We start from the raw sequence: 24,398 nt of genomic DNA, 5'->3' as shown, positions 1-24,398 counted from the left end.
CCTCCTCCTCTTATTGTGCAACTGCCTCTTGCTTGCGTGGTGATGCAATGCCGGCTTGTTTCTGCTTTTCTTGCTTTACATTCGCTTCAAATGCGCTCATAATGGCTTGTTCTTCCGTTAATCCCGCTTCTTTTTGCTCTTGGATACGGTTCATCATACGTTTGTAATCTTTCGGAATGACCTTCACGAATTTAGCCATAAGGTCGTGCCAGTTAGCCAAAACATAGGCAGCTTTTGCACTTCCTGTATATTTCTCATGTTTAATGACCATTTCCATCACTTCTCTAACTTCTACAATGTCAGTTAATGTTTCAAACTCTACCATTTCTTTATTGCATAGCGCTTTAAACGCTTCAGCATCGTCAGCGAGAACATACGCAATGCCTCCTGACATACCAGCTGCAAAGTTTTTACCGACATTTCCAAGTACGACAACGCGTCCTCCTGTCATATATTCACAACCATGATCACCTAAACCTTCTACAACCGCGTGAACACCGCTGTTTCGCACGCCGAAACGCTCTCCGGCACTTCCTTGAATATATGCTTCACCCGCTGTTGCTCCGATAAAAGCTACATTTCCGATAATCACGTTATCTTCTGGTGCAAACGAAATGTCTCTTGGTGCGCGGACAATGATTTTCCCGCCAGACAGCCCTTTTCCAAGGTAATCGTTGGCATCACCTTCAAGGTGCATCGTCATCCCTTTCGGAACAAAAGCACCGAAACTTTGACCAGCCGAACCTGTAAAACGAAGCGTCATTGTATCTTCAGGCAAGCCTTCTGCCCCGTATCTTTGTGCAATCTCGCTGCCGACCATTGTGCCAACAACACGGTGAATGTTTTTCACGTTAAACTGAAGATCGACCGGTTGCTTGCTTTCGATTGCAGCTGCAACTTGCGGTAGAATTTCTGTCACATCTAATGATTGGTCAAGCTTATGATTTTGCGGACGGCTGAATGTGCGCGCCCCTTCTGCTTGGAATAACAATTTAGATAAGTCCAAATGCTTTGCTTTCCAGTGTGTCTTCGTACGCTCGCTCACTGTTAACACATCGGTTCTTCCAACCATTTCTTCAACCGTTCTAAAGCCAAGTTGAGCCATTAATTCGCGTACTTCCTGGGCGATATAAGTCATAAAGTTCACGACATGGTCAGCTGTTCCTAAAAATTTCGCGCGCAGTTCTGGGTTTTGTGTCGCAACCCCAACTGGACATGTATCTAAATGGCATGCGCGCATCATAATGCAGCCCATTACAACAAGCGGAGCCGTGGCAAAACCGAATTCTTCAGCACCAAGCAATGCAGCCATCACTACATCGCGACCTGTCATAAGCTTACCATCTGTCTCTAATACAACACGGTCACGCAATTCGTTTAGCATTAATGTTTGATGAGCCTCTGCCAACCCAAGTTCCCACGGTAAACCAGTATGCTTAATGCTCGTTTTCGGCGATGCACCTGTACCGCCGTCATAACCGCTAATGACAATAACATCTGCTGCACCTTTCGCAACACCTGCTGCAATCGTCCCAACACCCGCTTTTGATACAAGCTTGACACTGATGCGAGCTTTCGGATTAGCATTTTTCAAGTCGTGAATCAACTGTGCTAAATCTTCAATCGAGTAGATATCATGATGCGGCGGCGGTGAAATTAATCCAACACCAGGTGTAGAACCGCGAACTTCTGCTACCCATGGATACACTTTATTTCCTGGAAGCTGTCCGCCTTCACCAGGCTTTGCCCCTTGCGCCATTTTAATTTGCAGTTCATCTGCGTTAACGAGGTAGTTAATGTTCACTCCGAAACGGCCGGACGCAACTTGTTTAATGGCACTTCGGCGAAGGTCACCGTTCGCATCAGGAACGAAACGGCTTGCATCTTCTCCGCCTTCCCCGCTATTGCTTCTTCCGCCTAAGCGGTTCATCGCAATGGCCAATGTTTCATGCGCTTCTTTACTTAATGAGCCGAATGACATGGCCCCCGTTTTAAAACGGCGAACAATGGACTCAACTGACTCTACTTCGTCAATGGCGATTGGGGTGCTATTTTCATTGAACGTAAACGCATTACGAATAAACGTTAACTGCTCATCATCAGCCATTTTCGTATATTTTTTGAACAGCTCGTAGTTGCCTTCACGGCAAGCACGTTGCAAGGTATGAATCGTGTGTGGATTGAAAGCATGATGCTCTCCATTGCGTCTCCATTGAAGCTCACTGCCCGCTTCTAACGTATGATCTTCATAGTTTCCATTAAAGGCTGCTTCATGACGTAATTTCGTTTCTTGCTCAATCACATCCAACCCGATGCCGCCAAGCTGGGAAGCTGTTCCCGTAAAGTAACGCTCGATAACCTCATGGCCAATACCGACCGCTTCGAAAATTTGGGCGCCTCGGTAGCTCTGCACAGTGGAAATCCCAATTTTCGACATCACTTTTACGACACCTTCGGCCGCTGTTGTATTAAACTTCGCCACTGCGTCTTCATATGAAAACGATATTGTTCCTTCGTTAATCGCTTGCTCTAATGTTGCGTAAGCTAAATATGGGTTAATGGCATCAACGCCATATCCAAGCAATACCGCAAAATGATGCACTTCTCTTGCTTCACCTGTTTCAACAATGATGCTTACTTTTGTTCGCGTTCCTTGACGAAGCAAGTGCTGGTGAACCGCACTTACGGCTAATAGCGACGGAATTGCCATATGTTCACCATCTACTCCTCTATCAGACAATACGAGAAGCGTTACTTCTTCTGCAACGGCTGCATCAGCTGCCAACAAAAGATTCTCAACAGACTGTTCTAAATTTTCAGCAAATAAAAGCGATAATGTACGGCTCTTAAATTCCGGATGATGATTCATGTTTAAGCGTGCCAATTCTTCATTTGATACAAACGGCGTTTCCAAACGAATGCGGCGGCATGCTATTTCAGTCGGATGAAGGATGTTTCCTTCTGCCCCTAAAAACGACAAGGTTGATGTCACGACTTCTTCACGAATTGCATCAATCGGCGGATTTGTTACTTGAGCGAATGATTGTTTAAAATAGTTATATAAAAGATGTGCTCGATTGGATAAGACCGCAAGCGGCGTATCAAGTCCCATTGAGCCTAGCGGATCTTTCCCTTCTGTTACCATCGGGATAATATTTTTTGACACTTCTTCATATGTGTAGCCAAATGCTTTTTGAACTTGCGTTAAATTTTCTATTTTTTCAGAAACCTCAACTTGAGGCAAATCATCCACAGTTAAAAGTTGCGCATTGAGCCAATCGCGGTAAGGCGCCGCCTCAGCCATTTGTTCTTTAATTTCACGGTCAGAGATGATGCGCCCTTCCTCAAGGTTCAATAGCAGCATTTTCCCTGGGCTTAAACGTTCTTTATATAAGACGTTTTCCGGCTCAACATCCACAACCCCTACTTCTGATGATAAGATGAGGTAATCATCTTTTGTCACATAATAACGAGCAGGACGAAGACCATTTCGGTCTAAAATGGCGCCGATTTGTTTACCATCTGTGAACACGACTGCTGTCGGTCCATCCCATGGCTCCATTAAACAGCTATGATATTCATAAAAAGCTTTTTTCGTATCGTCCATATTGGCATCTTTTGCCCATGGCTCTGGAATCAGCATCATGGCTGTATGTGCCGGTGTACGTCCAGCTAATGTGAAAAATTCAAACGCATTATCTAAAATGGACGAGTCGCTTCCATCTGTATCAAGAAGTGGCAGTACTTTAGGAAGATCTTCTCCAAACACATCTGATACGAATTGTTGCTCGCGCGCTTTCATCCAATTAATATTGCCGCGAATCGTGTTAATTTCGCCGTTATGGATTAAATAGCGGTTCGGATGCGCACGCTCCCAGCTTGGGAATGTATTTGTACTGAAGCGGGAGTGAACAAGCGAGAAGCCAGATTCAAAATCTTCATCTTGTAAATCTAGATAAAAGCTTGCTACTTTAGATGGAACCATCAATCCTTTATAAACGATTGTATTGCTTGATAAACTCGCAAAATAAAAGCCCGAACCGTTTGCTGCTCCGAATGCTTCCGCTTGTTTGCGAATAATATATAATTTACGTTCAAATGCCAGTTGCTCCGTTACATCATCGCTTGCTCCAATGAAAACTTGGCGAACGAACGGCTGTGATGCTCTTCCAGTCGGGCCAATGTGACTGCCGTCAACCGGTACAGTTCGCCAACCAAGAAGCGTTTGTCCTTCTTCTTCAATCAATCGATTGATTTCACGCTCATACAGCTCACGTTCTTCAGCATTTTGTGAAAAGAAAATCATTCCGACACCGTAGCGACCTGCTTCAGGCAAGTTCATCCCGTTGCACACTTTTTGGAAAAAGCGGTGTGGGATTTGGACCATAATTCCGACACCATCACTCGTATCCGGATCGCTTCCTTGTCCGCCGCGATGTTCCAGCTGATCAAGCATATGAAGTCCTTTTTTTACAATATCATGTGAAGCATGCCCGTTTAAATGAGCATACAACCCGATTCCACACGCATCATGTTCAAATTCAGGACGGTAGAGACCTTGCGCTTTCGGTAATTGGTTATAGTTCATCATTTCTCCCCCGTTTCGATTTCTTTTTATTTAAAATTAGAATAATTTTCTGTATTTTCAATCCGATTAGATCACATGCACTTATTCTATATTTAAAAAATCATATAAACAATATATAATTTAGATAAAATCTATCTCATTTCGAGATGAATAGAGGAGAGGGTTCAATGGAACTACGTCAGCTACGCTATTTTATGGAAGTGGCTAAGCGGGAGCATGTGTCAGATGCAGCGGCCCATCTTCACGTCGCCCAGTCAGCTATCAGTCGGCAAATTGCCAATTTAGAAGACGAACTTGGAGTCAGTTTGTTTGAGCGGGAAGGGCGAAATGTGAAGCTTACACCGATTGGAAAATTATTTTTAACGCACACAAAAGCGGCTTTGAAGGCCATCGATTATGCAAAGCAGCAAATTGACGAATATTTAGATCCAGAACGAGGGACAATCAAAATTGGATTTCCAACAAGCCTTGCCAGTCATTTGCTTCCTACCGTTATTTCCGGATTTAAAGACAAATATCCAAATGTCGCTTTTCATTTGCGTCAAGGATCTTACAAATTTTTAATTGATGCCGTCAAAAGCCGCGAGATTGACCTTGCCTTTCTCGGTCCAATGCCAACAGGTGACCATGATATTGAAGGCCATATTTTGTTTACAGAAAACATTTCAGTTTTACTTCCAATCAACCACCCGCTTGCCAACCGACAAAGCATCCGTCTCGTCGACTTGCGAAACGATGCCTTTGTCTTGTTCCCTCAAGGATTTATCCTTCGGCAAATTGTAGTCGATGCCTGTAAGCAAGCTGGCTTCTCGCCGAATATTTCCTCAGAAGGAGAAGACTTGGATGCGATTAAAGGGCTCGTATCCGCTGGAATGGGTGTGACACTGCTGCCAGAAAGTACGTTTTATGAAACAACGCCGCGCTTTACAGTGAAAGTCCCGATCGACATCCCCCAAGTGAAACGAACGGTCGGCATCATCGTGCCGAAAAAGCGGGAGCTCGCTCCGTCAGAAAAGGTCTTTTATCAATATGTGAAAGACTTCTTCTCAGTGCTTGAACGCTATCAATAAAGAAAGACTGGTTCAGCTTTTTTGAACCAGTCTTTTGTCTTTGAAGAACTTTTACCACACGTTCTAATAGTCGGATGACAAGAACGTATAAAACCACCATTCTCATTCATTCACCCATTGAATGTTTGCGCTTACATTATAATAGAAGAAACACGACAAAAAAACCCTTCTCACCTTCAAAAGAAAGTGAAAGAAAGGTCTTTCATCCATGTATTTTATTGCGGAGCACATCATTTTACACCAATGCCGACTATCTAATTATGTTGGAATTATTCAAACTACTTGAATCGTTCCTTTAGGTCTAGCAATCACCACATGATCGCTTTTTCGTCATGTCGTCGTTGCTAGATCGATTAATGGCCAGCCTAAAAGTTGTTCTGCTTGACTTAACATATTCTCCATCATTAACATACGAATTCGACTAGAAGAGATTACTTCTCCGGAATGACAACGCATTGGCTCTAAAACATGTACAAGAAAACGTTCACGCAGTGTATGAATGTTCCCCTCCCTATTTTTCCCGAAATGAAAATCTGGTCCTTCCCATATTTCCAACGGGGCTACGTCTTCAAGTTCATCGAGGAACAATTCGACTCCTCTTGTCACGTAATTTGTGTTAAAAGTAGCCACAATGACGTGATCGACTCCAAGAAAGTGAAGTCTTTCTAACTTTTCTTCCAGCGTCGTTAACTGCATTGCATTTTTAAAAAAGACTCTTGGCGACCGATCAAACGTATATACCACTAAAGGAACACCAAGCTCGATTGCCCGCTTTTTCGCAGTAGAAATTAACATCTGATGTCCTCTATGAACTCCATCAAGCGCTCCAATCGTCCATACTGACGCAGGAAGAGTTAACGTCCTATCCATATGCACTTGCACACAATCGACTCCTTTACTTATTTTTGATGATACATTAAACAAGTTGATTAAGAGATGTAAGCAAACGTCCATGTGTCTCGTTTCCTTATATCTCCTCTTCTACGGAATGAATTCATCGTTACACATGCCATCGAAAAAAGAAACGAACCTTTCCTAACTATTAGGAAAAAACGAAATTTCGCGGAAGAAAACCTTACATCTAAGCTTCTCCAATCGGACAATCTTAACCTAAAATAAACGAAAAAAACCGTAAATGGATTAGAAAAAGCCGAAGGGGGTGTCCGAAAAGAGACAAACCACCTCTTTTCAGACACCCCCTGCAAAATAGACCGTTACAAAAACCAAGGAGTATTACGGGTTTTGATAAACGGTCCATTTTGCATAAAAAGAAAAACGATCGTTTCTCCGAAAATTTTGAGACTTATTGGACAGCCCCCTCGGCTTCTTTCATTTATCGACGAACTGTGCTTATTGGAGTTTCTTCAGCACACTCTGCAATGTTTCTCTTTTTTTAAAAAATTTTGTGACTAATAAATGGCTATTGGCCCATACGGACCCTCAATAATTTCGATTTTCGTTTCAAAAATATCTGTCAAAATGTCTGGGTTCATAATCTCTTCTACTGTTCCAAAAGCGGCAATTTGTCCATCTTTCATGGCACAAATTCGATCAGAATATTTGGCTGCAAAATTGATATCATGCATAACAGTCAGAATGGTTCTTCCAAATTCATCCGCAACATGTCTCAAATACTCCATCATTTGAACAGAACGAGCAACATCAAGATTGTTCAGAGGTTCGTCTAAAAGTACATACTCCGTCTCTTGGCACAAAACCATGGCAACATAAGCCCTTTGTCTTTGACCACCTGAGAGCTCGTCTAAATATCGATTTTCTAAATCCGTTAAGTCTAAAAAATCGATATATTTAGAAATAATAGCCTCATCCTCTTTCGTTAATCGTCCATTGGAATAAGGAAAACGTCCAAATCCAGCTAATTGTCGAACTGTAAGCCTCGTGACAAAATGGTTTTCTTGTCGCAAAATAGCCACAATTTTGGCTAAATCTTTTGACTTAGCTTTAGAAACATCCATATTTGCCACCATAATTTGACCTTCATCCATATTCAAAAGTCTTCCAATCATTAAAAGTGTTGTCGACTTTCCGGCACCATTCGGTCCAATTAAAGAAGTAAACCCAGCTTTTGGGATTTCAATATTTAACGGTCCAATTTTTACCTTATCATTATATAACTTTCTAGCATTATCTATCTTTATCATAGAGCTCTCTTCCTTAAAATTACAATTAAAAATGTTATTCCGCCAAACAGTTCAATAATCACTGAAACTACACCTTGAGAATTGAATACGTGATACATTAAAAAGTATGCACTCGTTAGGATAAAGAATCCTATCGCCAGAGCCATTGGAAAAATATATCTATGATCATAAGTTTGCGCTGCTTGATAACTCAAAGTCGCCACTAAAAATCCATAAAAAGTAAGCGGCCCAACTAAAGCCGTTGAAATAGACATTAAAACAGAAACTAATATAAGCGTATAAATGATACTAGATTGATAGTTAACACCAAAAGAAGTAGCGACATCTTTTCCAAGTGACAACACATTTAATTTCTTAGCATAACCAAAAATTAATAAAGCTGCCACCATTACCATTGGAATGACAATTGGAAAATATTCGACATCCGCATTATTGACAGACCCAAACAACCTTGCTTGTAAAACATCAAACTCAGATGGCGCAAGAAGTCTTCTCATAAAAGTGGACACAGAATTCAACCCAGTTCCGATAATTATTCCAACCAAAAGCATAAGTTGTAAGTTTCCATATTTTCCAGAAAGCAACCACCCATAAAGAATTAAACTCATCAAAACCATCACACTAACTTGAAATAAAAATGGTCCAACACCACTAAAATTCACTAATGCACTAGCACCAAAGAGAAATATTGTACTCGTCTGAATAGCTGAGTAAAGTGAATCAAAACCTAAAAGTGAAGGGGTTATAATTCTATTATTCGTAATTGATTGAAAAGCAACCGTCGATAAACTATGACAAATTGCAGCAATAATCATTGCAACAACTGCTACTATTCTTCTTATCACAACCGGGATAAAAGAAGGTGAATCGACTGGAACCGGATTATTGTAAACTAAAAGTCCGTACGAAGAAAGAACCCCCAAAACAATCAATGTTATAAGCAACACCCAATAACGTTTTTCATCTTTCTTAGAACGAAATGCTCTAGCTGATCTATGTTCATTGCGAAGGCTAGAATCTATTGCCACATTTTCTGTCTTTCTATATTCCAATGCGTTCATCTTAGTCTCCTTGGTTTTCTTTGTCTCAATAAAATCGTAATAAATACAACTGATCCTAATGTTCCGAGGATTAAAGAAACAGGCACTTCAAAAGGCATGATAATTGTTCGCGAAATGATGTCACAAAAAGTAATCGTCCCCATTCCTATCACACATACCCAAGGCAAATTACTTCTAAGATCATCTCCTCTAAACATCGAAACAATGTTTGGAACAATTAAACCTAAAAATGGTAAGTTTCCAATGACAGCGGCAACAATTCCAACCGCAAAAGAAATAAGGCCAGTAGCAAAAAGAATGAGCCGATTATAATTTACGCCAAGACTTATTGCTACATCTTCACCTAGTCCAGCTAAAGTCAATTTATTAGCGTAAATAAAAATAAGAATCGTCACTATGACAATTAGCCATAAATACTCATATCTTCCAGCTTGAACAGACGCAAAAGAACCTACAAACCAACTTTCAATCACTTGCATCATTTGAAAAAAGAGTCCCATAAAAGTGGAAACTGCAGAAATGACTGCTCCAAGCATTAATCCAATGATTGGAACAATTAAAGACGAACGAAGTTTAACTCTTCTTAAAAAGAAAAAGAAAATCATAGTTCCTACAAAAGAAAAGATAATGGCCCCTGTCATTCTTAAAACTAAAGTTGGGGCCGGAAATAATAAATAAACAAAAAGGAGCCCCAAGCCTGCCCATTCAATTGTTCCGGTTGTAGTAGGTTCCACTAAACGATTCTGTGTAATAAGTTGCATGACAAGTCCTGCCATCGCCATGGCAGCTCCAGTGAGCATTAATGCAACTGTTCTTGGAACACGAGTTATGAAAAACATGTCCATTCCATCTTCTTGTCCACGTATATCATAAACTCCAGTAAAAAGTGAGATTATGCCTAAAATCATAACAGCGATAATCGCTAGTATAAAAGGTTTCGTCCAAATTTTATTGTAGTTATAAAACGAGGATTGAGAATAATTCTCAATCCTTGAAATGACATTTTTCGGCACTATGCTATACTCCTTTACACTACTTAGCTAATGTATTTGCGAAGTTTTCAAATAACTCCAAATAAGTTTGGATTGATTCATTTAAGTAAGTGTCCTCTGGCGCATAAACGATCTGGCCTTCAGAAATAGCTGTTGTGTTTTGAAGAGCAGGTGAGTTGTCAATAACGTCTTGAGCAGGAACTTTATCCGTTATACTCGTGATGGCAGCATCACGATCTAGTACGAAAATCCAATCAGGATTACTTTGCGCAATAGCTTCAACAGAAATTTCATCACCTTGATGATCTGTAGAAGAATCTTTAACTTCTAATGCTGGAGTCCATCCAAAGATTTCATACATTGGTCCCCAAACACGTCCAGAATGAGGAGCTGCAAAACCAATATCTCCACCAGAAACGATGACACTCATCACTTTATCTGTTCCGTTATATGCAGTCTTAGCTTTTTCGATTGCTTGATCAAAATCAGCTGTCAATTGTTTCGCTTCTTCATTTTTATCAAAAATTTGACCTAAAGTAATCGTAGTTTCCTTAAGTCCATTTACCAAGTTTTCTCCAGGTGAAGCAACTTCTTCAGAAACATCCACATTTAGATCAATAACGGCTGCATTTGGCACTAATTTTTTGATATCTTCATAATAGTCAGCAAATCTTTGACCTACAATGACAAGTTCAGGGTCTACAGCGGCTATAATTTCAAGATTTGGTTCACTATGATCCCCAATATCTTGAACTTTTTCATCAACTACATATGGTGAATCCGCAGCCATGATAGCTTTCGGAACAGCAGCCACCTCAATTTCCCAACTAGCTAACGTTTCAAACGTTCTATTATCCAAAGCAACGACATTCTTAGGATTTACCGGAACCGTAATAGTTCCATGAGCATCAGTCACTTCAACTGTTGTAACTTCAGTAGCATCTTTTTCTTTCTCCTTAGTTTCCGTCGCAGCAGACTCATTACTGGAATTTGAGCAAGCTGCCAACATCAAAACAAGCATTGCCATCATAATGACAGTTAATTTGAATTTCCCCATTCTTCTTACCTCTCTCCTTATGTATGATCTTTACAAACAAACAGATTATTGAATGAATAAAATTATTATCAATGTGAGATCTTGATGTGTGATTTAAATAATCATTAGTTCTAATCTACATAGTGCACAGCGACAACAAGAATCCATTGATAATAATTATCATTTTCAATAACTGATGTTAAGTATACCAAATCCAAAAATATTATCAACCCTAAACTATTCAATAACCATATAAATCCAATAAAAAAATCTCGTATAGCCGTCCTACTAAGCTCGGAAATTATAATTTCTTAAACCTACTGTATTCGTACTCAAAAACTTAATAGATCCTCTTCTCCTTCGATCATTTAACACCGCCTCATTTCACTTACCCCATCACGTAAAGTTTTCATATTAGGAGCTTCCCGCCTATTCATGCAACATAAACAGCTTCCCCAAAATGTCAGGTTACATAACATCAAATTCACAATTATCCCGATAGATAGGAAAATATCCTAGGATTTTTTTCTTTTTATGTAACCATATTTTTAAGTTATGGAAGGAGTTAGATAACCATCTTGATATGAAAGCAGGCCATTAAATTTGTTTGGAGGGAAAAAAATGACGTATTCTTCACAAAGACCCATAAAAAATCAACCACTAATCGAGCGATTTCCATTCCCTTTTAAAGGAGATTCCTATCGTTATTCAAACAACTCGGAAGCGCTTGATCCCCCTTTTCTTCTTCAGATTACACCGGAATATTTTGAAGAAATTAAACAAAAAAAACAGCTTTTAAACAACAAGAAAGAACAAGCGTATCAAGCATTTGATCACTCGATGGAAGCGCAATGGGAAATTTTTGAGATGATCATGAATGAAATGGTCTTATTATATCCGACTTACTTCCGCTTACAGAAAAATGAAAACTGCTGGACCTTCTACAATGATTTATTAAATGAGGAACAAACGTTTCGTTTCGGTGTTTCTTCTAGTCTACCTTACGAACCATTAAATTTTATCGGGTGCCACATTCAAGAAGATCTAATATACATCGCCCAAAGAGACGGCGACCTTTACATGGATGCAGGTCAGCTTTGTTTCCCAGCTAACTGGTCCATCGCCTTTAATCTTGGGATGACGTATACAGAATTCCATTCACCTGTTTCGCACTTCTGGGACAGTGGATTAGCTGAAAAAGTACGGAATTTTCTATTAAGAATGGAGGCAGGAAAACCTTGGACGCGTTTGAATTGGACGTTAACGGTTGAACTATATCCAAGTAATATAACCATTAACGTATAGATTCGCTTTAATGGTTCAGCACATTAGCATTCCATTGATAAGCTTCACAATCGGGTTGAGTTCATTGTCGAATTTTCTAGATTCATTTTATATAGAAAGAGGCGAGATACATGAGCACAATTGCTGTCATTGTGGACAAGATTACAGATGAATCCCCTACCGTTAAAAGCTTTCAACTAGTGCCCGCAAACGGGTTGTCGTTGCCACGTTTCAGCGGAGGAGCCCACATCACCACTTTTTTACACACGAACGAAGGAGCTATTGAACGTCACTATTCACTCACGACAGACCCTGATACAACGGACTTCTATCAAATTGCCATTCGTCGCAGCGAACAATCAAAAGGAGGTTCTATTTATTGGCATGATCATGTGAAACCAGGGGATACGCTTCATATCAGCTATCCAAAAAATCATTTTCCGCTCAGTTTCAGAGCTAAACACCATATGTTCTTTGCAGCGGGAATTGGCATTACGCCGTTTCTCGCAATGGCCGCTGACTTAAAAAAGAAAGGCCAATCATTTGAGTTGCACTACGCAGCATCATCTAAAGAAATGTGTGCCTTTTATGATTTCCTCCGTTCCACTTATCCAACGGAAGCACATTTTTATTTTTCAAAAGAACAACGAAAAATGACGACGGATTTAATGAAAAATCAACCGATTGGGACACACGTCTACTTCTGCGGCTCTGAAACGATGATGAACGAATATGCTAATGCCGCTAAAACATACGGCTATCCAGAAAGCAGTATTCACTTTGAACTTTTCACTCCACCTAATTTTGGACGAGAGCAAGCCTTCCAAGTCAGGCTTCATAAAAGCAAACAAACATTCGAGATTTCTGAAGGAGAAAGTTTATTAGAAACTTTATTAAGTCATAACATTCCAGCGCCCTATTCTTGTAAAATCGGCGGCTGTGGGAGCTGCCAAATCGATGTGCTTGATGGAGAAATTGATCATAGAGATTTCTTCCTTTCTGCTAGTGAAAAACAACAAGGAAACACGATGTTAACTTGTGTATCAAGAGCAACATCAGGATGTCTCGTTTTAGATTTATAGATAGGAGTTAAAAACATGCATACAACAAACGCCATGAAAACAACCGATTTTGATATTATGATTCATCATGTAAAATCCTCCCTAGAAGAGTTATTCCCCGGGTTTAACGAAAAAGATCGACTCGGAATTGTCGTACGTCAACCAGGGGGAAGTGCTGGCACTAGCGCACTTCTTATGGCTGCCATTACAAGGTTTTATGATTTTCACCGCGCACAGCTAGGTAACGCTCCCCATCAACTGCGAATCTATCCACAATACTTTATCTTCCATGTCGGCAAACAACATATGGACCATTACTCGCTGGATGTATGGACACCAAATAAAGAAGTAGTAGTCGAGGATGATCCTGAACAGATTTTAGAAGCGATTAACGATCGGGGGATTACGCGTTTACTTGTCGAAGATATTCCGCCATCTTCTGCAACATTTTTACGTGAGACGATTAATAGCGCTAAGCTTCGGATTATAAGTGCTATTGCCTATTCATCTACTGGGAGAACTCATGATGCGAACATTCAAATAACAAGCTGTCCAGCGGCAGAGCGTTATCTCCTCTCCACATTGAAGCGTTCAAAAGACATGTTACCGAATTACGACAAACTATTGCAGCATCGAAAAAAGCTGATTGAACATGGCCGTGTCGTAGAAACTTATCGGCAAATTGAGCTTGCAGATGCTTTGCAGATGCTCACCATTTCTTCTGGCCCAAGTGATACAACTCGCCACTATATCTCTATGGCGTAAACATTGCGGTGTTTTTTCATGATCAAAACGGCAACACTAACGTTTTGTTTCCTTTAAGCAGACTCCAATATTGGTGATTGGTTTCGTTACCAGTAAAAACCATTCAGTGGATATGGAGTCTATTTGTTTGAAAATTGCACTCCCTAGTCAAAAGAAAAAAGGTGAGTCAAAAGTTAGAAACATCCTACCTTTTGACTCACCTTCTGTAAATTTTTACGAGGAAATGGTATTTGAAGCCGGATCATGGCTAATTATTGGTTTTTTCTCTTCTATGTTGTAGGCTGGTTCTTCGTGAAAACTTAAATCTAGGCCCATCAGCTCATCCTCTCTACTAACTCGCAAAGGAGTAAAGAAGCTCACGACTTTTAAAATATGGAAAACGTCTCCCCCTTTCTGTTGATGCAGCAAATAAGACTATGTTAGCTCATTTTACTTTAAATACGAGGAACAAGGTCATCACCCAGCTTATTGAACAGCAAATTGTGAAAGAAAAAAACGCTTTAGAAGCAGAATTAAGACTCATTAAACAATACGGATTTTCTCTTACTTACGGCGAAAAGGATATTAATATCACCAGTATAGCTGCACCTATTTTTTCTTGGGAAGATAAAGTAGTAGCAGCTATTAGCATATCTGTAGATAAAGAGCTGCCACAACATCGCTTAAATCAAATCATTGAATCAACCTTAAAATACTCAAAGGACATATCAGAAGAGTTAGGGTGGATTAGTTAGCATGGTTATCTTCCCATAAAAAGAAAATGTGTCCTAAAAGGTCCTGCGCTGGCACAACCTTTCGGGACACTCTCTTTTTCACCTAAACTACTACTGCTATTTAATTCAGTTTAGTTAAGCTCGGTTGTCCAAAACCGCCTGTTTCAATATCTAAATTCAGTTTTAGTTCTTGTTGTAACGTTGGATACAGATCGGCCGTTTCCATGAATGAATGGCGCTCATGCCTAATCATAGCCATTACTAAGGCACCAATCATTCCTGCCGCTATTATAATAGCCACCCACACACCAACGGAAGAAGGACCAAATGTAAAATATGCACCAACAGCTTCCCAACTAGTAATCGGACTTGTATTCATCATAATACCCCCTATAATTAGTCATTTACATCACTTTATTTTTGGCTGTTACCGCTTTAATCTTTGACTTTTCCAGTGTGGACGGTATTCCTTCAGGATACGCTGTACCTGGTATTTCCGTTAAATCGAGTCCAAGCAGCTCGGCTTGTTCTGGAATTCTTAATACATTTAGCTTTTTCATGATTAAGGAAATTCCATAACCAGGTATAAAACCTAATAGAATGATGATCATTGCACAAATCAACTGCCCCATTAATGAAATGGCAGGGCCATTTATATTCGGGTACCCTGAAGCAAAGATTCCTACTGCAATGACGGACCAAATTCCTATGAATCCATGAACAGCAATCGCCCCAACCGGATCGTCAATTTTCTTTCTTTCAAGATACGTTCCAATAAGCGGGCTAATGATTCCACCAATGACCGCAACGATAAAACCTAAGGCAGGATGATATAAATCTAAACCGGCACCGACCGAAATCACTCCTGCTAAACCGCCGGAAGCAACCCAAAACGGATCTCCTTTTGTAACGATATAAGCCCCAATTAACCCGCCAGATAAGCCCATTAAAGCATTAAAAGCGAAGGCCGATAGATTTGTCGGTGTGCCATAAATCGTCATCCATTCTCCATTTGTAACAGCAATAATACATCCACCTAAAAATCCGAAGAAGCCCACAAAAATGAGCATTAACCCTAATAATGTTGAAGGCAGATTGTGCGGTAAAATATTTACAGGCTCCCCCTCTTTTGTGTATTTACCAATCCGTGGTCCTAAATTGATTAAGACACCTAGTGCAAAGAATCCTGCGATTGCATGCACAATCCCTGCAGCTGCCACATCGTGATAACCAAATTTAGTTAAAAACCACCCTTCACCATGCCAACCCCAAGAAGCAGCTAAATTCCAAATGACAGATCCAAGCACAATGGCTAACACAACAAAGGCACTTAACCTAATTCTTTCAATAATCGCTCCTGACAAAATGGAGGAAGTGGTTGCAGCAAATAGAGCAAAAGCTCCCCAAAAAATCCCGCTTGCATGATCCGTCACATTCGGTCCCATATTTTCACTCCACGGCAATGCGGCTAATGTTACCTCATTTATTCGTGGAATGAAACCATCAGGAAAAGCGTTATAAATCCACCACCCAAAGAAATAAAATGTCGGAATAACAACGGCAAGTGTCATAAGGTTTTTCATCGCAGAGGCCAACACATTTTTCACTCGAGAAACCCCTATCTCGTACGATAAAAAACCAGCGTGAATCAATAACATAAAAGCAATACACCACCAATAAAATGCTTCAATCGACGTTATTGAAAACAACTCATATGCTTCATTTACTCCCTCCATCATATCGCCTCCTTTTTAATTAAAACTAACAAACTGCATACGATAAGTTACCATGAAATGAACGACCACCCCTTCACTTGTAATATTTAATCTAATTATCACTAAATAAAAGATGGAAATATATGCGATTTTCTCGTATATTGAGAGTTCATCACTTTTCATGTAACATCACATAACATAAACTACTATTTTTTTAACGAAGACATCATATGGGAAATTTAATATAGAAAACTTCCACCGGCGAGGCTCGTTAATGCGGAATCAGAGCAATGAGCAACGTTGGACAGTTAAAAAAGATGATAATAATAGAAAAAAGCCTCATCTCCCCCTTCAAAAGAAGGAAAAGATAAGGCTTTTTTTACGCATCAAGGCGGGAAAAGTACAGATCATTGAGCCATTTCACAAACCAACCGCGCGGCATCTCCAAATAAGGGACGCTTTCTACGTCGAAGTCGCTAGATGAGCATTGTTGCATCATATAAGCATACCACTGTCTCGTTATGTCTTGAACAACCGCAAACGCTTTTGCTTCTTCTCGTTCTGCCTCGTCCATTAAGCTTTGCTGCCATTTTTTTTCGTCTAGCATATATTCCTGACAGTGAAGGATATATTTTTCGCACCAGTAAATAAGCTCTTGGTGAGTAAAGTCATTTTGCTCATCACATAGTTGATGCAGTAAAATTTTGAGCTCTTCTGCTGTAAAAGAGGCCGTAATTCCATTCGTTTTTACCGTATCCATACATCCTCCCGATTTTACTTCCAACATTTTTTCATTGAATTATTTTGCTTTAAAGAGAAAAGGCGTGTATAAAACGCCTCTGCACGTTTCATTATACACGCCTTTTCCTTTATTGAAATCCTCTATTTTATTGAAACCATCAGTCCATATTCACCCAAACGCTCTTCACTTCTGTATAGTTTTCGAGCGCATAGCTTCCCATTTCACGGCCAATACCGGATTGCTTATAGCCGCCGAACGGACTAGCTGCGTCAAATGCGTTATAGCAGTTCACCCATACTGTTCCCGCTTTAATGCGATGTGCTAAGTAATGTGCCTTTTTAATATCTTGTGTCCACACACCGGCAGCCAAACCGTAGTCTGAGTCATTCGCTTTTTTCACTAAATCGTCTAAATCATCAAACGGCATCGCTGCAACAACTGGTCCGAAAATTTCTTCTTTTGCAATTGTCATAGAGTGATTGACGTCTGCGAATACTGTAGGAGATACGAAATAACCTTGATCGTACGGAATTGTTCCACCTGCTAACACTTCCGCTCCTTCTTCTACCCCTTTATCGATATAATTTTTTACGCGTTTTTGCTGTTCGGCAGAAATTAGCGGCCCCATCGTCGTATGTTCATGCAAACCGTTTCCTTGATTAATCGTTTTCGTCAAGGAAACTAAATCGGCGACAACATTGTCATACATGCTTTTTTGAACATATAAGCGGCTTCCCGCGCAGCACACTTGCCCTTGATTGAACATAATACCCATTAAGGCTCCAGGTACTGCTTTTGAAAGGTCGGCATCTGGCAAGATAATGTTCGGCGACTTACCTCCAAGCTCCAATGTGACGCGCTTTAGCGATTCACTTGCTTGTCTCATAATATATTTTCCGACAGCTGTTGAACCAGTGAACGCTACTTTATCTACAAGCGGGTGATCGACAAGTGGCGCTCCTGCAGTTTTTCCGTAGCCTGGCACGACGTTAATAACGCCTTTCGGGAAACCTGCTTCTTCCATTAATTTTGCTAAATATAAAGCCGATAGCGGTGTTTGCTCAGCCGGCTTTAAGACAACTGTGCAGCCTGTTGCCAATGCGGCACCTAGCTTCCATGCCGCCATTAACAGCGGGAAATTCCACGGAATAATTTGTCCAACAACACCGACTGCTTCATGACGTGTATAGTTAAAATAATTGCCTTGTACCGGAATCGTTTGTCCGACAATTTTTGTCGACCAGCCGGCAAAGTAGCGGAAATGCTCAATCGCAAGTGGGACATCCGCATTAGACGTTTCACGGATTGGCTTTCCATTATCCAATGTTTCAAGCTGTGCTAATTCTACTTTATGCTCTTCCATTAAGTCTGCTAGTTTATAAATGAGACGACTTTTCTTTGCCGTTCCCATTCTTGACCATGGTCCATGATCGAATGCTTCTCTTGCTGCTTTTACGGCCAAATCGATATCTTCAGGTCCGGCTTCGGCGACATCTGCCAGCTTTTCACCAGTTGCAGGGTTCACAGTTTCAAACGTTTTACCTGAAATGGAGTCAACCCATTCTCCATTTATGTACAGTTTTTTCACACCGTTTAAAAACTCTACTAATCTCGGACTTAACTCCATTCCTTTTGCGCTTACGTTTTGCATTTCCCCACTCCCAATCTACTTATATTTGGAACCGCTTCCAAAATACATTCTACCATCTTTTGGGTAATTTTCAAAATATTTTTATTGAAAATTCACTATTTTTTCTATTATAAGAAAAAAGACCTAAAAGAGTGTCATCTTCTCTTTTAAATCTTCTTTCCTTCATAAAGTTCACAAATATTCAGCAAGTAAAATAGCCATTTCATCTTCTATTTCTTTAACATTTTTGCCTAAAAAGTGATTGAACACTATGACAAAAGCGACTTCTTTCCCTCCTTTTGTCGTTACATAACCAGCAAGCGAAGAGGCGCCTGTCACCGTTCCGGTTTTCGCTCTCACGTTTCCTGCTGCTGCCGTCTTTTTCATGCGGTGCCGCAACGTTCCACCGATTAGTCGATCATTGGCACCAGCGACCGGAAGTGATTGCAGTAAGACGGGAAACCATTTCTCTTTCCGTACTTCAACAAGCAGCTTAGACAATTCATTCGCAGGCACCGTACTGATATGAGAAATGCCCGACCCGTCACGAAGCCTCATGACAGCCGGATTGACACCTATCGTAAGCAAACTATCATTCATAACCTTTAGCCCTTTTTCCCAGCTTCCTTCATCATAGACGACTTTTCCCATTTCTTTGACAAGTGTTTCAGCAATCGTATTATTGCTTAATTTCATATATGGAATGAAAATAGCAGAGAGCGGCGGGGACTGTTTTGTGAATAAGATGGTGGCCTTTTTTGGAATTTCTCCCCCTTGCAACACTTCCCCCTTTACTTGAATTCCTTCTTTCCTTAACGATTGCTGGAATAAATCAAGGGCATAAACGGTTGGATTTTCCACAGCCATCCACTCTCGTTCCGGCTTTGCCTCCAGTGGTATCGTTCCTTCAATTAAGAGCGTATTTGTCCCATGTTTGCGTGTCAGATGAAGGGCCTTTGCCGCTTCTTTTTCGCCGGTCACGGTTTCGTTCACAATGGTTACGGCATCTGTTTTAGGATGGAGGGTAACCATTGCCGGTTTTCCTTGTTTAGTCGGCGCAACATCGACCATTACACTTCCAGCGTCATAATCCTCGTCCGGAGAAGCCGTTAACGCTGAAATAGCTGCCCCGTAATAATAAGACTCATCGGTTACCATCATATCTTCGGACCATCTCTCGTCATCATACCACGTGTCGTCACTCACGACATTCCCAGCTATTTTATGTATGCCAAGCTGCCTCAGTTCTTTCGCCAACTCATTGAAATCTTGTGGCGTCAAAGTCGGGTCTCCTTTTCCTTTTATGTACAGATTTCCGCGAAGTGTATGTCCCTTCACTTGACCATCTGTCAGCAGTTCTGTTTGAAACGTATATTCGGGCCCTAACACGTGAAGAGCCACCGCACCTGTCAACAGTTTCATGCTTGAAGCAACGGTGAGACGCATATCTCCGAATCGGCTAAAAAGAATCTCCCCGCTTTGTGCATCGCGAATACTGACCGCACTAATTGCCCCGTTTAATCGTTCATCTGCCAGTATTTCATTGATTTGACGTTCCAAATTTGTAGAACTGCCGGCGCCATTTACCCCCTTTTCATGGACTGACATTACGAGAAACATAATGATTAACAAGCAGCCGAACGAGCGCAACCTCTTCCTATATCCAATCATAAACTCCTCCATCGATCTATGTTTTCTGTCACCTCTAGTTTGCCCGCCGCAACCGTCATTAACCATGCACATGAAGTACCGTCTTTTCAGTCATAATAAAGAAGTGGAGGTATGTGTCCTGTGATAAAAATGTTTTGGATTGTTGGCCTATTATTCGCACAACATGTGCAAATGTCAGAAAAAATTATCCTTACAAGGCAAAATGAAGCCATTGCCACTGTTGACCGCATGGATTATACAATCCTGTTAGCTGGTACACCTATTATGGATGAAAGAAAATACGAACAATTAACAGACGAGCTTAACCAGGCACTTTATAAACAGCCGGTTAATGCAAGCATTGACAATAACGGAAATATTTTGCCCAGCCAAACTGGATATAAGCTCCATCAACAAAAATTTCAAGAGCAGTTTTATCAGGCCTTTTTTAGTGGAAAACAAGCAAAAATGGAAGTGCCCGTCATTCCCCTTTATCCGAAAGTGGACAGTGAATTGCTTGCACATATAAAAACGAAGCAGATTGGTGAGTATGTGACATATTTTAACGGCTACAATGCCACACGGTCACATAATATTTCACTTGCTGCCGAAGCCATTAACAACCATGTTGTATTTCCAGGCGAGGCGTTTTCCTTCAATGAGGTTGTGGGCAAAAGAACCGAGGAAAAAGGGTATATGCGCGCGCCAATCATTGTGCGCGGAGAATTGTCCGAAGGAGTTGGGGGCGGAATTTGCCAAGTATCCTCAACGTTGTTTAATGCGGTCGACAATGCAGGAGTCAAAATTGTACAGCGCTATTCCCACAGTCGGCGCGTCCCGTACGTTCCTCCAGGCCGTGATGCGACTGTCAGTTGGTATGGACCTGATTTTCGTTTTGAAAACAACTATAATCAACCAATTCTCATCCGTGCGAAATCATATGCAGGAAGAGTTGTCGTGACGATTCATTCCTCTGACACGGTTGAATACATCCCACGTACAGTTCCGCGAGCCTCTCATGAACTGCCGCAAGAAATAATGATTGATTCTGAAGGAAGCGGTACCCATACACAATGAGAAAAGGAGATGGTCTGAAAAGGTGAAAACCACTCTTTTCAGACCATCTCCGCAAAACAGAAACATAACTATTTCTCAAAATGTTTAGAGCTTACTGGAGAAACTTTGACTTAATCATGTTTTGTACCATCCTCAACAATGGCTCGCAGCTCTTTTTGAAATAATTCATCGTTGCACGTCATCTTTTCATCATGAATGAACGCGCTTTGTTCATTTTTGTTACCAGCTTTCAATCTATCTTTTTTATTCACTGTAACAGCTCCCTTACACAAATACTTCCCATCAGCAGAAGCAAGGACTTCGCTGGTGGTAGCTTTCTTTATGTTGTGCGAACGGAAACTTTTTAACCGTTATGAACATGAAAGCCATCGTAGGAAAAGTTTATTTCGAACCTTTCAAAAAAGCGCTTAATCCTTCCTCCCTCAATACCCTTCCTGCTTCAGCAATCTCTTGCTCCTGATTTAAAAAGAACATCGAGATAGCTGTTTCAATATTATAGTCAAGCGCTTGCTTCAAATTCATTAGTTCATATGTTTTGTTAACCGTCATTTTTGTAATTTTTAAGGCAGATGGTGGGATTTGGCACATTTTTTCAGCCATCTTCATTGCTTCATTCATTAATTGCTTGGTCGGAACGACACGGTTAAAAATACCGAGGCGATACCCTTCTTCTGCATCGACAGAATCACCTGTATACAATAACTCCTTCGCCTTTCTCATCCCTACCACCCATGGCATCATTAAAGCAGCCGGGGCAGCACCGAAACGAATCTCAGGCTCCCCAATGCTTGCGCGATCCGAGGCAATCGCAACGTCGGCGGAAAATACCCAATCCGCAGCCACCCCTAACGCATAGCCATCAACCGCCGCAATAACCGGTTTTTTCAAATCCCACAACTTCAAAGCAACCCGATAAAACGTTTCAAGTTGCGCACGATACACCTCTGACGGCTCTTTTCCAATGGGCGTTGGAAGATCAAACGCTTCTTTCAAATCGCCTCCTGCTGAAAACACATGATTGGCTCCCGTTAAAATAACAGCTTTGACAGAAGCATCTTTTTCCGCACGATCAAGCGCATTCCATACATCGTTTGTCATTTGCTCATTTACCGCATTCACTTTAGGACGGTTCAACGTAATAATCGCAACCTCGTTTTGTACTTCATACATAATTGTTTCATACATTCCAACCATTTTTTCCATTTCTTCTTCACTCTCCTATTAAATGCTTTTTGTTTTTGGGATTGGCAAATTGATTTCTTCTTCTACTTCACTAGCTTCATGAACCTCTTTTTTGAGCTCTTTAAAGAACGCCAAACACATCATAACCATGACGATGGAAAATGGCAGAGCTACGGCAACCGAGACAGATTGGAGCGGTTTTAATCCGCCGCTCACTAATAGCACGATGGCAACAGTAGACATAATGACCCCCCAAATAATTTTTGTTTTATTCGAAGGATTTAAATTGCCTTGTTCACTAAACATTCCTAATACGAATGTGGCTGAATCGGCAGATGTAATGAAAAATGTGAACAATAAAATAACGGTCATAATGCTAATTACAGAACTAAGTGGAAAATATTCATAAAAAGCAAACAAAGCAGAGGCAATATCAGATGTAACGGCATCAGCTAACGCCGTTCCACCTAGATTTTGAATAACGTGCAGGGCGGAGCCGCCAAAGACGGAAAACCAAAATAACGTACCGACAGACGGGACAACGAGTGCGCCAATAATGAATTCTTTAATCGTTCTTCCTTGGGAAATACGTGCAATAAATAAACCGACAAACGGAGCCCACGCGATGAGCCACCCCCAGTAAAAAATTGTCCAGCCTGAAATCCATGAATTATCACGGAATGCTTCTAAACGGAAGCTTAATAGTAGAAAATCATTTAAGTAATGACCGGTTGTCCCGATGAAAGTTCTAAAGATGTGGGCAGTCGGACCGAGTACAAACAGCATTGTCATAATCGTTAACGCTAATATGATGTTAATGTTTGATAAATATTTAATCCCTCGGTCCAATCCAGAGCAAGCGGATATTAAAAACAAAACCGTCAATATTACGACAATCGTAATTTGCACTGGAGTAGTATTTGGCACACCCCAAAGAGAATGAAGACCTCCGTTAATTTGGATTGTCCCTAAGCCTAATGAGGTTGTCACTCCAAAGACCGATGCTAAAATCGTCATAATATCAACCGTTTTTCCAATCGGTCCGTTTACACGTTCCCCCAGCAGCGGATAAAGTGTAGCGCTTAACAAAGCCGATTTATTTTTTCGATATTGAAAATAAGCTAAAATGAGCCCGGCAACAGCATAGGTGCCCCACAAATGAAACCCCCAATGAAAGAACGAATACTTCATTGCTGTTTCCGCTGCTTCCGGTGTACTTCCTTCCCCATACGGAGGTGATATGTACGTATAAACAGGCTCTGCTACTCCCCAAAATAAAATACTAATGGCGATTCCCGCACTATACAGCATTGCAATCCAAGAAGCGGTGCTATATTTCGGGCGATCATGATCTTTTCCTAAACGAATGTGTCCATATTTAGAAAAGGCCGCATAAACACAAACGAAAAGGAAAAAAAAGACGGCTGTTAAGTAATACCACCCCATATATTCTGCAATTTTCTCTAAAAGAAGGTTCGCCGTTGTGCCTAGACGTTCAGGAGAAAGAATACCGAATGCAATAAAAATTAAACTAATGACGAGAGACACATTAAATACAACATTTTTCTTTAACACGATTTCTTTTCCACCCCTCTTTTAAGTAAGCGTTTCCAAAATACATCACATGAAGCGTATCCAGCCATCAATAACTAAACAACAAGGGCTTTTCA

At 40.8% G+C, this 24,398-nt stretch carries 20 protein-coding genes; 6 read left to right on the top strand and 14 right to left on the bottom strand.

Features of this window, described 5'->3' with window-relative positions; all coding sequences use genetic code 11:
- Positions 1-10 precede the first annotated feature (10 nt).
- Positions 11-4,588 carry a glutamate synthase large subunit gene (gene gltB, locus ACXAEO_RS06575; protein ID WP_474883997.1) on the bottom strand — a complete coding sequence of 1,526 codons (4,578 nt, stop codon included), beginning with the start codon at positions 4,586-4,588 and terminating at the stop codon, positions 11-13.
- Between the two features lie 167 nt (positions 4,589-4,755).
- Between gltB and gltC the strand changes: the two genes are divergently transcribed.
- Positions 4,756-5,658, top strand: coding sequence for a glutamate biosynthesis transcriptional regulator GltC (gltC, locus tag ACXAEO_RS06570; protein WP_474879422.1), 903 nt, complete (start codon positions 4,756-4,758; stop codon positions 5,656-5,658).
- Positions 5,659-5,988: 330 nt separating this feature from the next.
- Here gltC and ACXAEO_RS06565 read toward each other — a convergent pair whose 3' ends face one another.
- The 5 genes from ACXAEO_RS06565 to ACXAEO_RS06545 all read right to left on the bottom strand — a co-directional run bounded on the left by ACXAEO_RS06565 (position 5,989) and on the right by ACXAEO_RS06545 (position 10,930).
- Positions 5,989-6,540 (bottom strand): FAD synthetase, encoded by a 552-nt coding sequence (locus ACXAEO_RS06565; RefSeq protein WP_474879420.1) that lies wholly within the window; start codon positions 6,538-6,540, stop codon positions 5,989-5,991.
- A 527-nt stretch (positions 6,541-7,067) separates the two neighbouring features.
- Positions 7,068-7,820: an iron ABC transporter ATP-binding protein gene (locus ACXAEO_RS06560; RefSeq protein ID WP_474879417.1), complete on the bottom strand. Its 753-nt coding sequence runs from the start codon at positions 7,818-7,820 to the stop codon at positions 7,068-7,070.
- Positions 7,817-8,881, bottom strand: coding sequence for an iron chelate uptake ABC transporter family permease subunit (locus ACXAEO_RS06555; RefSeq protein ID WP_474879415.1), 1,065 nt, complete (start codon positions 8,879-8,881; stop codon positions 7,817-7,819). Before ACXAEO_RS06555 ends, ACXAEO_RS06560 begins: the two co-directional genes overlap by 4 nt.
- Positions 8,878-9,894 (bottom strand): ABC transporter permease, encoded by a 1,017-nt coding sequence (locus ACXAEO_RS06550; RefSeq protein ID WP_474879412.1) that lies wholly within the window; start codon positions 9,892-9,894, stop codon positions 8,878-8,880. The genes ACXAEO_RS06555 and ACXAEO_RS06550 overlap by 4 nt, the downstream gene beginning before the upstream one ends.
- A 19-nt stretch (positions 9,895-9,913) precedes the next feature.
- A complete protein-coding gene (locus tag ACXAEO_RS06545) occupies positions 9,914-10,930 on the bottom strand; it encodes a siderophore ABC transporter substrate-binding protein (RefSeq protein ID WP_474879410.1) in 1,017 nt (338 codons plus the stop codon).
- Between the two features lie 600 nt (positions 10,931-11,530).
- On the opposite strand from ACXAEO_RS06545, the gene ACXAEO_RS06540 reads away from it, so the two are divergent.
- The 4 genes from ACXAEO_RS06540 (at position 11,531) to ACXAEO_RS06525 (ending at position 14,753) form a co-directional block, all read left to right on the top strand.
- Entirely contained in the window at positions 11,531-12,214 is a 684-nt protein-coding gene (locus ACXAEO_RS06540; protein ID WP_474879407.1) for a heme-dependent oxidative N-demethylase family protein, read from the top strand.
- A 110-nt stretch (positions 12,215-12,324) separates the two neighbouring features.
- Positions 12,325-13,275 (top strand): PDR/VanB family oxidoreductase, encoded by a 951-nt coding sequence (locus ACXAEO_RS06535; protein ID WP_474879405.1) that lies wholly within the window; start codon positions 12,325-12,327, stop codon positions 13,273-13,275.
- Between the two features lie 15 nt (positions 13,276-13,290).
- The gene (locus tag ACXAEO_RS06530) at positions 13,291-14,019 is read left to right on the top strand and encodes a hypothetical protein (RefSeq protein ID WP_474879403.1); all 729 of its coding nucleotides are present in this window, start codon (positions 13,291-13,293) and stop codon (positions 14,017-14,019) included.
- Between the two features lie 416 nt (positions 14,020-14,435).
- Positions 14,436-14,753 carry an IclR family transcriptional regulator domain-containing protein gene (locus ACXAEO_RS06525; RefSeq protein WP_474879399.1) on the top strand — a complete coding sequence of 106 codons (318 nt, stop codon included), beginning with the start codon at positions 14,436-14,438 and terminating at the stop codon, positions 14,751-14,753.
- Positions 14,754-14,853: 100 nt separating this feature from the next.
- On the opposite strand, the gene ACXAEO_RS06520 is transcribed toward ACXAEO_RS06525, so the two are convergent.
- The 5 genes from ACXAEO_RS06520 to dacB all read right to left on the bottom strand — a co-directional run bounded on the left by ACXAEO_RS06520 (position 14,854) and on the right by dacB (position 20,490).
- Positions 14,854-15,114, bottom strand: coding sequence for a hypothetical protein (locus ACXAEO_RS06520; RefSeq protein ID WP_474879396.1), 261 nt, complete (start codon positions 15,112-15,114; stop codon positions 14,854-14,856).
- A 22-nt stretch (positions 15,115-15,136) separates the two neighbouring features.
- Positions 15,137-16,471, bottom strand: a complete 1,335-nt coding sequence (locus tag ACXAEO_RS06515) for an ammonium transporter (protein ID WP_474879393.1) — start codon at positions 16,469-16,471, stop codon at positions 15,137-15,139.
- 355 nt (positions 16,472-16,826) lie between these two features.
- Positions 16,827-17,207 (bottom strand): hypothetical protein, encoded by a 381-nt coding sequence (locus ACXAEO_RS06510; protein ID WP_474879390.1) that lies wholly within the window; start codon positions 17,205-17,207, stop codon positions 16,827-16,829.
- A gap of 139 nt (positions 17,208-17,346) precedes the next feature.
- Entirely contained in the window at positions 17,347-18,840 is a 1,494-nt protein-coding gene (locus tag ACXAEO_RS06505) for an aldehyde dehydrogenase family protein (protein ID WP_474879386.1), read from the bottom strand.
- A gap of 171 nt (positions 18,841-19,011) precedes the next feature.
- Positions 19,012-20,490 carry a D-alanyl-D-alanine carboxypeptidase/D-alanyl-D-alanine endopeptidase gene (gene dacB / locus ACXAEO_RS06500; protein ID WP_474879382.1) on the bottom strand — a complete coding sequence of 493 codons (1,479 nt, stop codon included), beginning with the start codon at positions 20,488-20,490 and terminating at the stop codon, positions 19,012-19,014.
- Between the two features lie 129 nt (positions 20,491-20,619).
- On the opposite strand from dacB, the gene ACXAEO_RS06495 reads away from it, so the two are divergent.
- Positions 20,620-21,546: a VanW family protein gene (locus ACXAEO_RS06495; RefSeq protein WP_474883995.1), complete on the top strand. Its 927-nt coding sequence runs from the start codon at positions 20,620-20,622 to the stop codon at positions 21,544-21,546.
- A 110-nt stretch (positions 21,547-21,656) separates the two neighbouring features.
- Here the strand turns inward: ACXAEO_RS06495 and ACXAEO_RS06490 are convergent, their stop codons facing one another.
- From ACXAEO_RS06490 to ACXAEO_RS06480, 3 genes are all read right to left on the bottom strand, one after another.
- Entirely contained in the window at positions 21,657-21,797 is a 141-nt protein-coding gene (locus ACXAEO_RS06490; protein ID WP_474879378.1) for a hypothetical protein, read from the bottom strand.
- A gap of 130 nt (positions 21,798-21,927) precedes the next feature.
- Positions 21,928-22,749 carry an enoyl-CoA hydratase/isomerase family protein gene (locus ACXAEO_RS06485; RefSeq protein ID WP_474879375.1) on the bottom strand — a complete coding sequence of 274 codons (822 nt, stop codon included), beginning with the start codon at positions 22,747-22,749 and terminating at the stop codon, positions 21,928-21,930.
- Positions 22,750-22,767: 18 nt separating this feature from the next.
- Positions 22,768-24,303: a glycine betaine uptake BCCT transporter gene (locus tag ACXAEO_RS06480; RefSeq protein WP_474879371.1), complete on the bottom strand. Its 1,536-nt coding sequence runs from the start codon at positions 24,301-24,303 to the stop codon at positions 22,768-22,770.
- Between the last annotated feature and the right edge of the window lie 95 nt (positions 24,304-24,398).

This window comes from Bacillus sp. ABA4_010, from assembly GCF_056159105.1.
This window is presented reverse-complemented; position numbering and strand designations above follow the sequence as displayed.

What these genes read in the sequence shown, in the direction of transcription:
- gltB (WP_474883997.1), bottom strand. Translation starts at nt 4,588, where the DNA reads ATGAACTATAACCAATTACCGAAAGCGCAAGGTCTCTACCGTCCTGAA.
- gltC (WP_474879422.1), top strand. Translation starts at nt 4,756, where the DNA reads ATGGAACTACGTCAGCTACGCTATTTTATGGAAGTGGCTAAGCGGGAG.
- ACXAEO_RS06560 (WP_474879417.1), bottom strand. Translation starts at nt 7,820, where the DNA reads ATGATAAAGATAGATAATGCTAGAAAGTTATATAATGATAAGGTAAAA.
- ACXAEO_RS06555 (WP_474879415.1), bottom strand. Translation starts at nt 8,881, where the DNA reads ATGAACGCATTGGAATATAGAAAGACAGAAAATGTGGCAATAGATTCT.
- ACXAEO_RS06545 (WP_474879410.1), bottom strand. Translation starts at nt 10,930, where the DNA reads ATGGGGAAATTCAAATTAACTGTCATTATGATGGCAATGCTTGTTTTG.
- ACXAEO_RS06540 (WP_474879407.1), top strand. Translation starts at nt 11,531, where the DNA reads ATGACGTATTCTTCACAAAGACCCATAAAAAATCAACCACTAATCGAG.
- ACXAEO_RS06535 (WP_474879405.1), top strand. Translation starts at nt 12,325, where the DNA reads ATGAGCACAATTGCTGTCATTGTGGACAAGATTACAGATGAATCCCCT.
- ACXAEO_RS06530 (WP_474879403.1), top strand. Translation starts at nt 13,291, where the DNA reads ATGCATACAACAAACGCCATGAAAACAACCGATTTTGATATTATGATT.
- ACXAEO_RS06525 (WP_474879399.1), top strand. Translation starts at nt 14,436, where the DNA reads ATGTTAGCTCATTTTACTTTAAATACGAGGAACAAGGTCATCACCCAG.
- ACXAEO_RS06520 (WP_474879396.1), bottom strand. Translation starts at nt 15,114, where the DNA reads ATGATGAATACAAGTCCGATTACTAGTTGGGAAGCTGTTGGTGCATAT.
- ACXAEO_RS06515 (WP_474879393.1), bottom strand. Translation starts at nt 16,471, where the DNA reads ATGATGGAGGGAGTAAATGAAGCATATGAGTTGTTTTCAATAACGTCG.
- ACXAEO_RS06510 (WP_474879390.1), bottom strand. Translation starts at nt 17,207, where the DNA reads ATGGATACGGTAAAAACGAATGGAATTACGGCCTCTTTTACAGCAGAA.
- ACXAEO_RS06505 (WP_474879386.1), bottom strand. Translation starts at nt 18,840, where the DNA reads ATGCAAAACGTAAGCGCAAAAGGAATGGAGTTAAGTCCGAGATTAGTA.
- dacB (WP_474879382.1), bottom strand. Translation starts at nt 20,490, where the DNA reads ATGATTGGATATAGGAAGAGGTTGCGCTCGTTCGGCTGCTTGTTAATC.
- ACXAEO_RS06495 (WP_474883995.1), top strand. Translation starts at nt 20,620, where the DNA reads ATGTTTTGGATTGTTGGCCTATTATTCGCACAACATGTGCAAATGTCA.
- ACXAEO_RS06485 (WP_474879375.1), bottom strand. Translation starts at nt 22,749, where the DNA reads ATGGAAAAAATGGTTGGAATGTATGAAACAATTATGTATGAAGTACAA.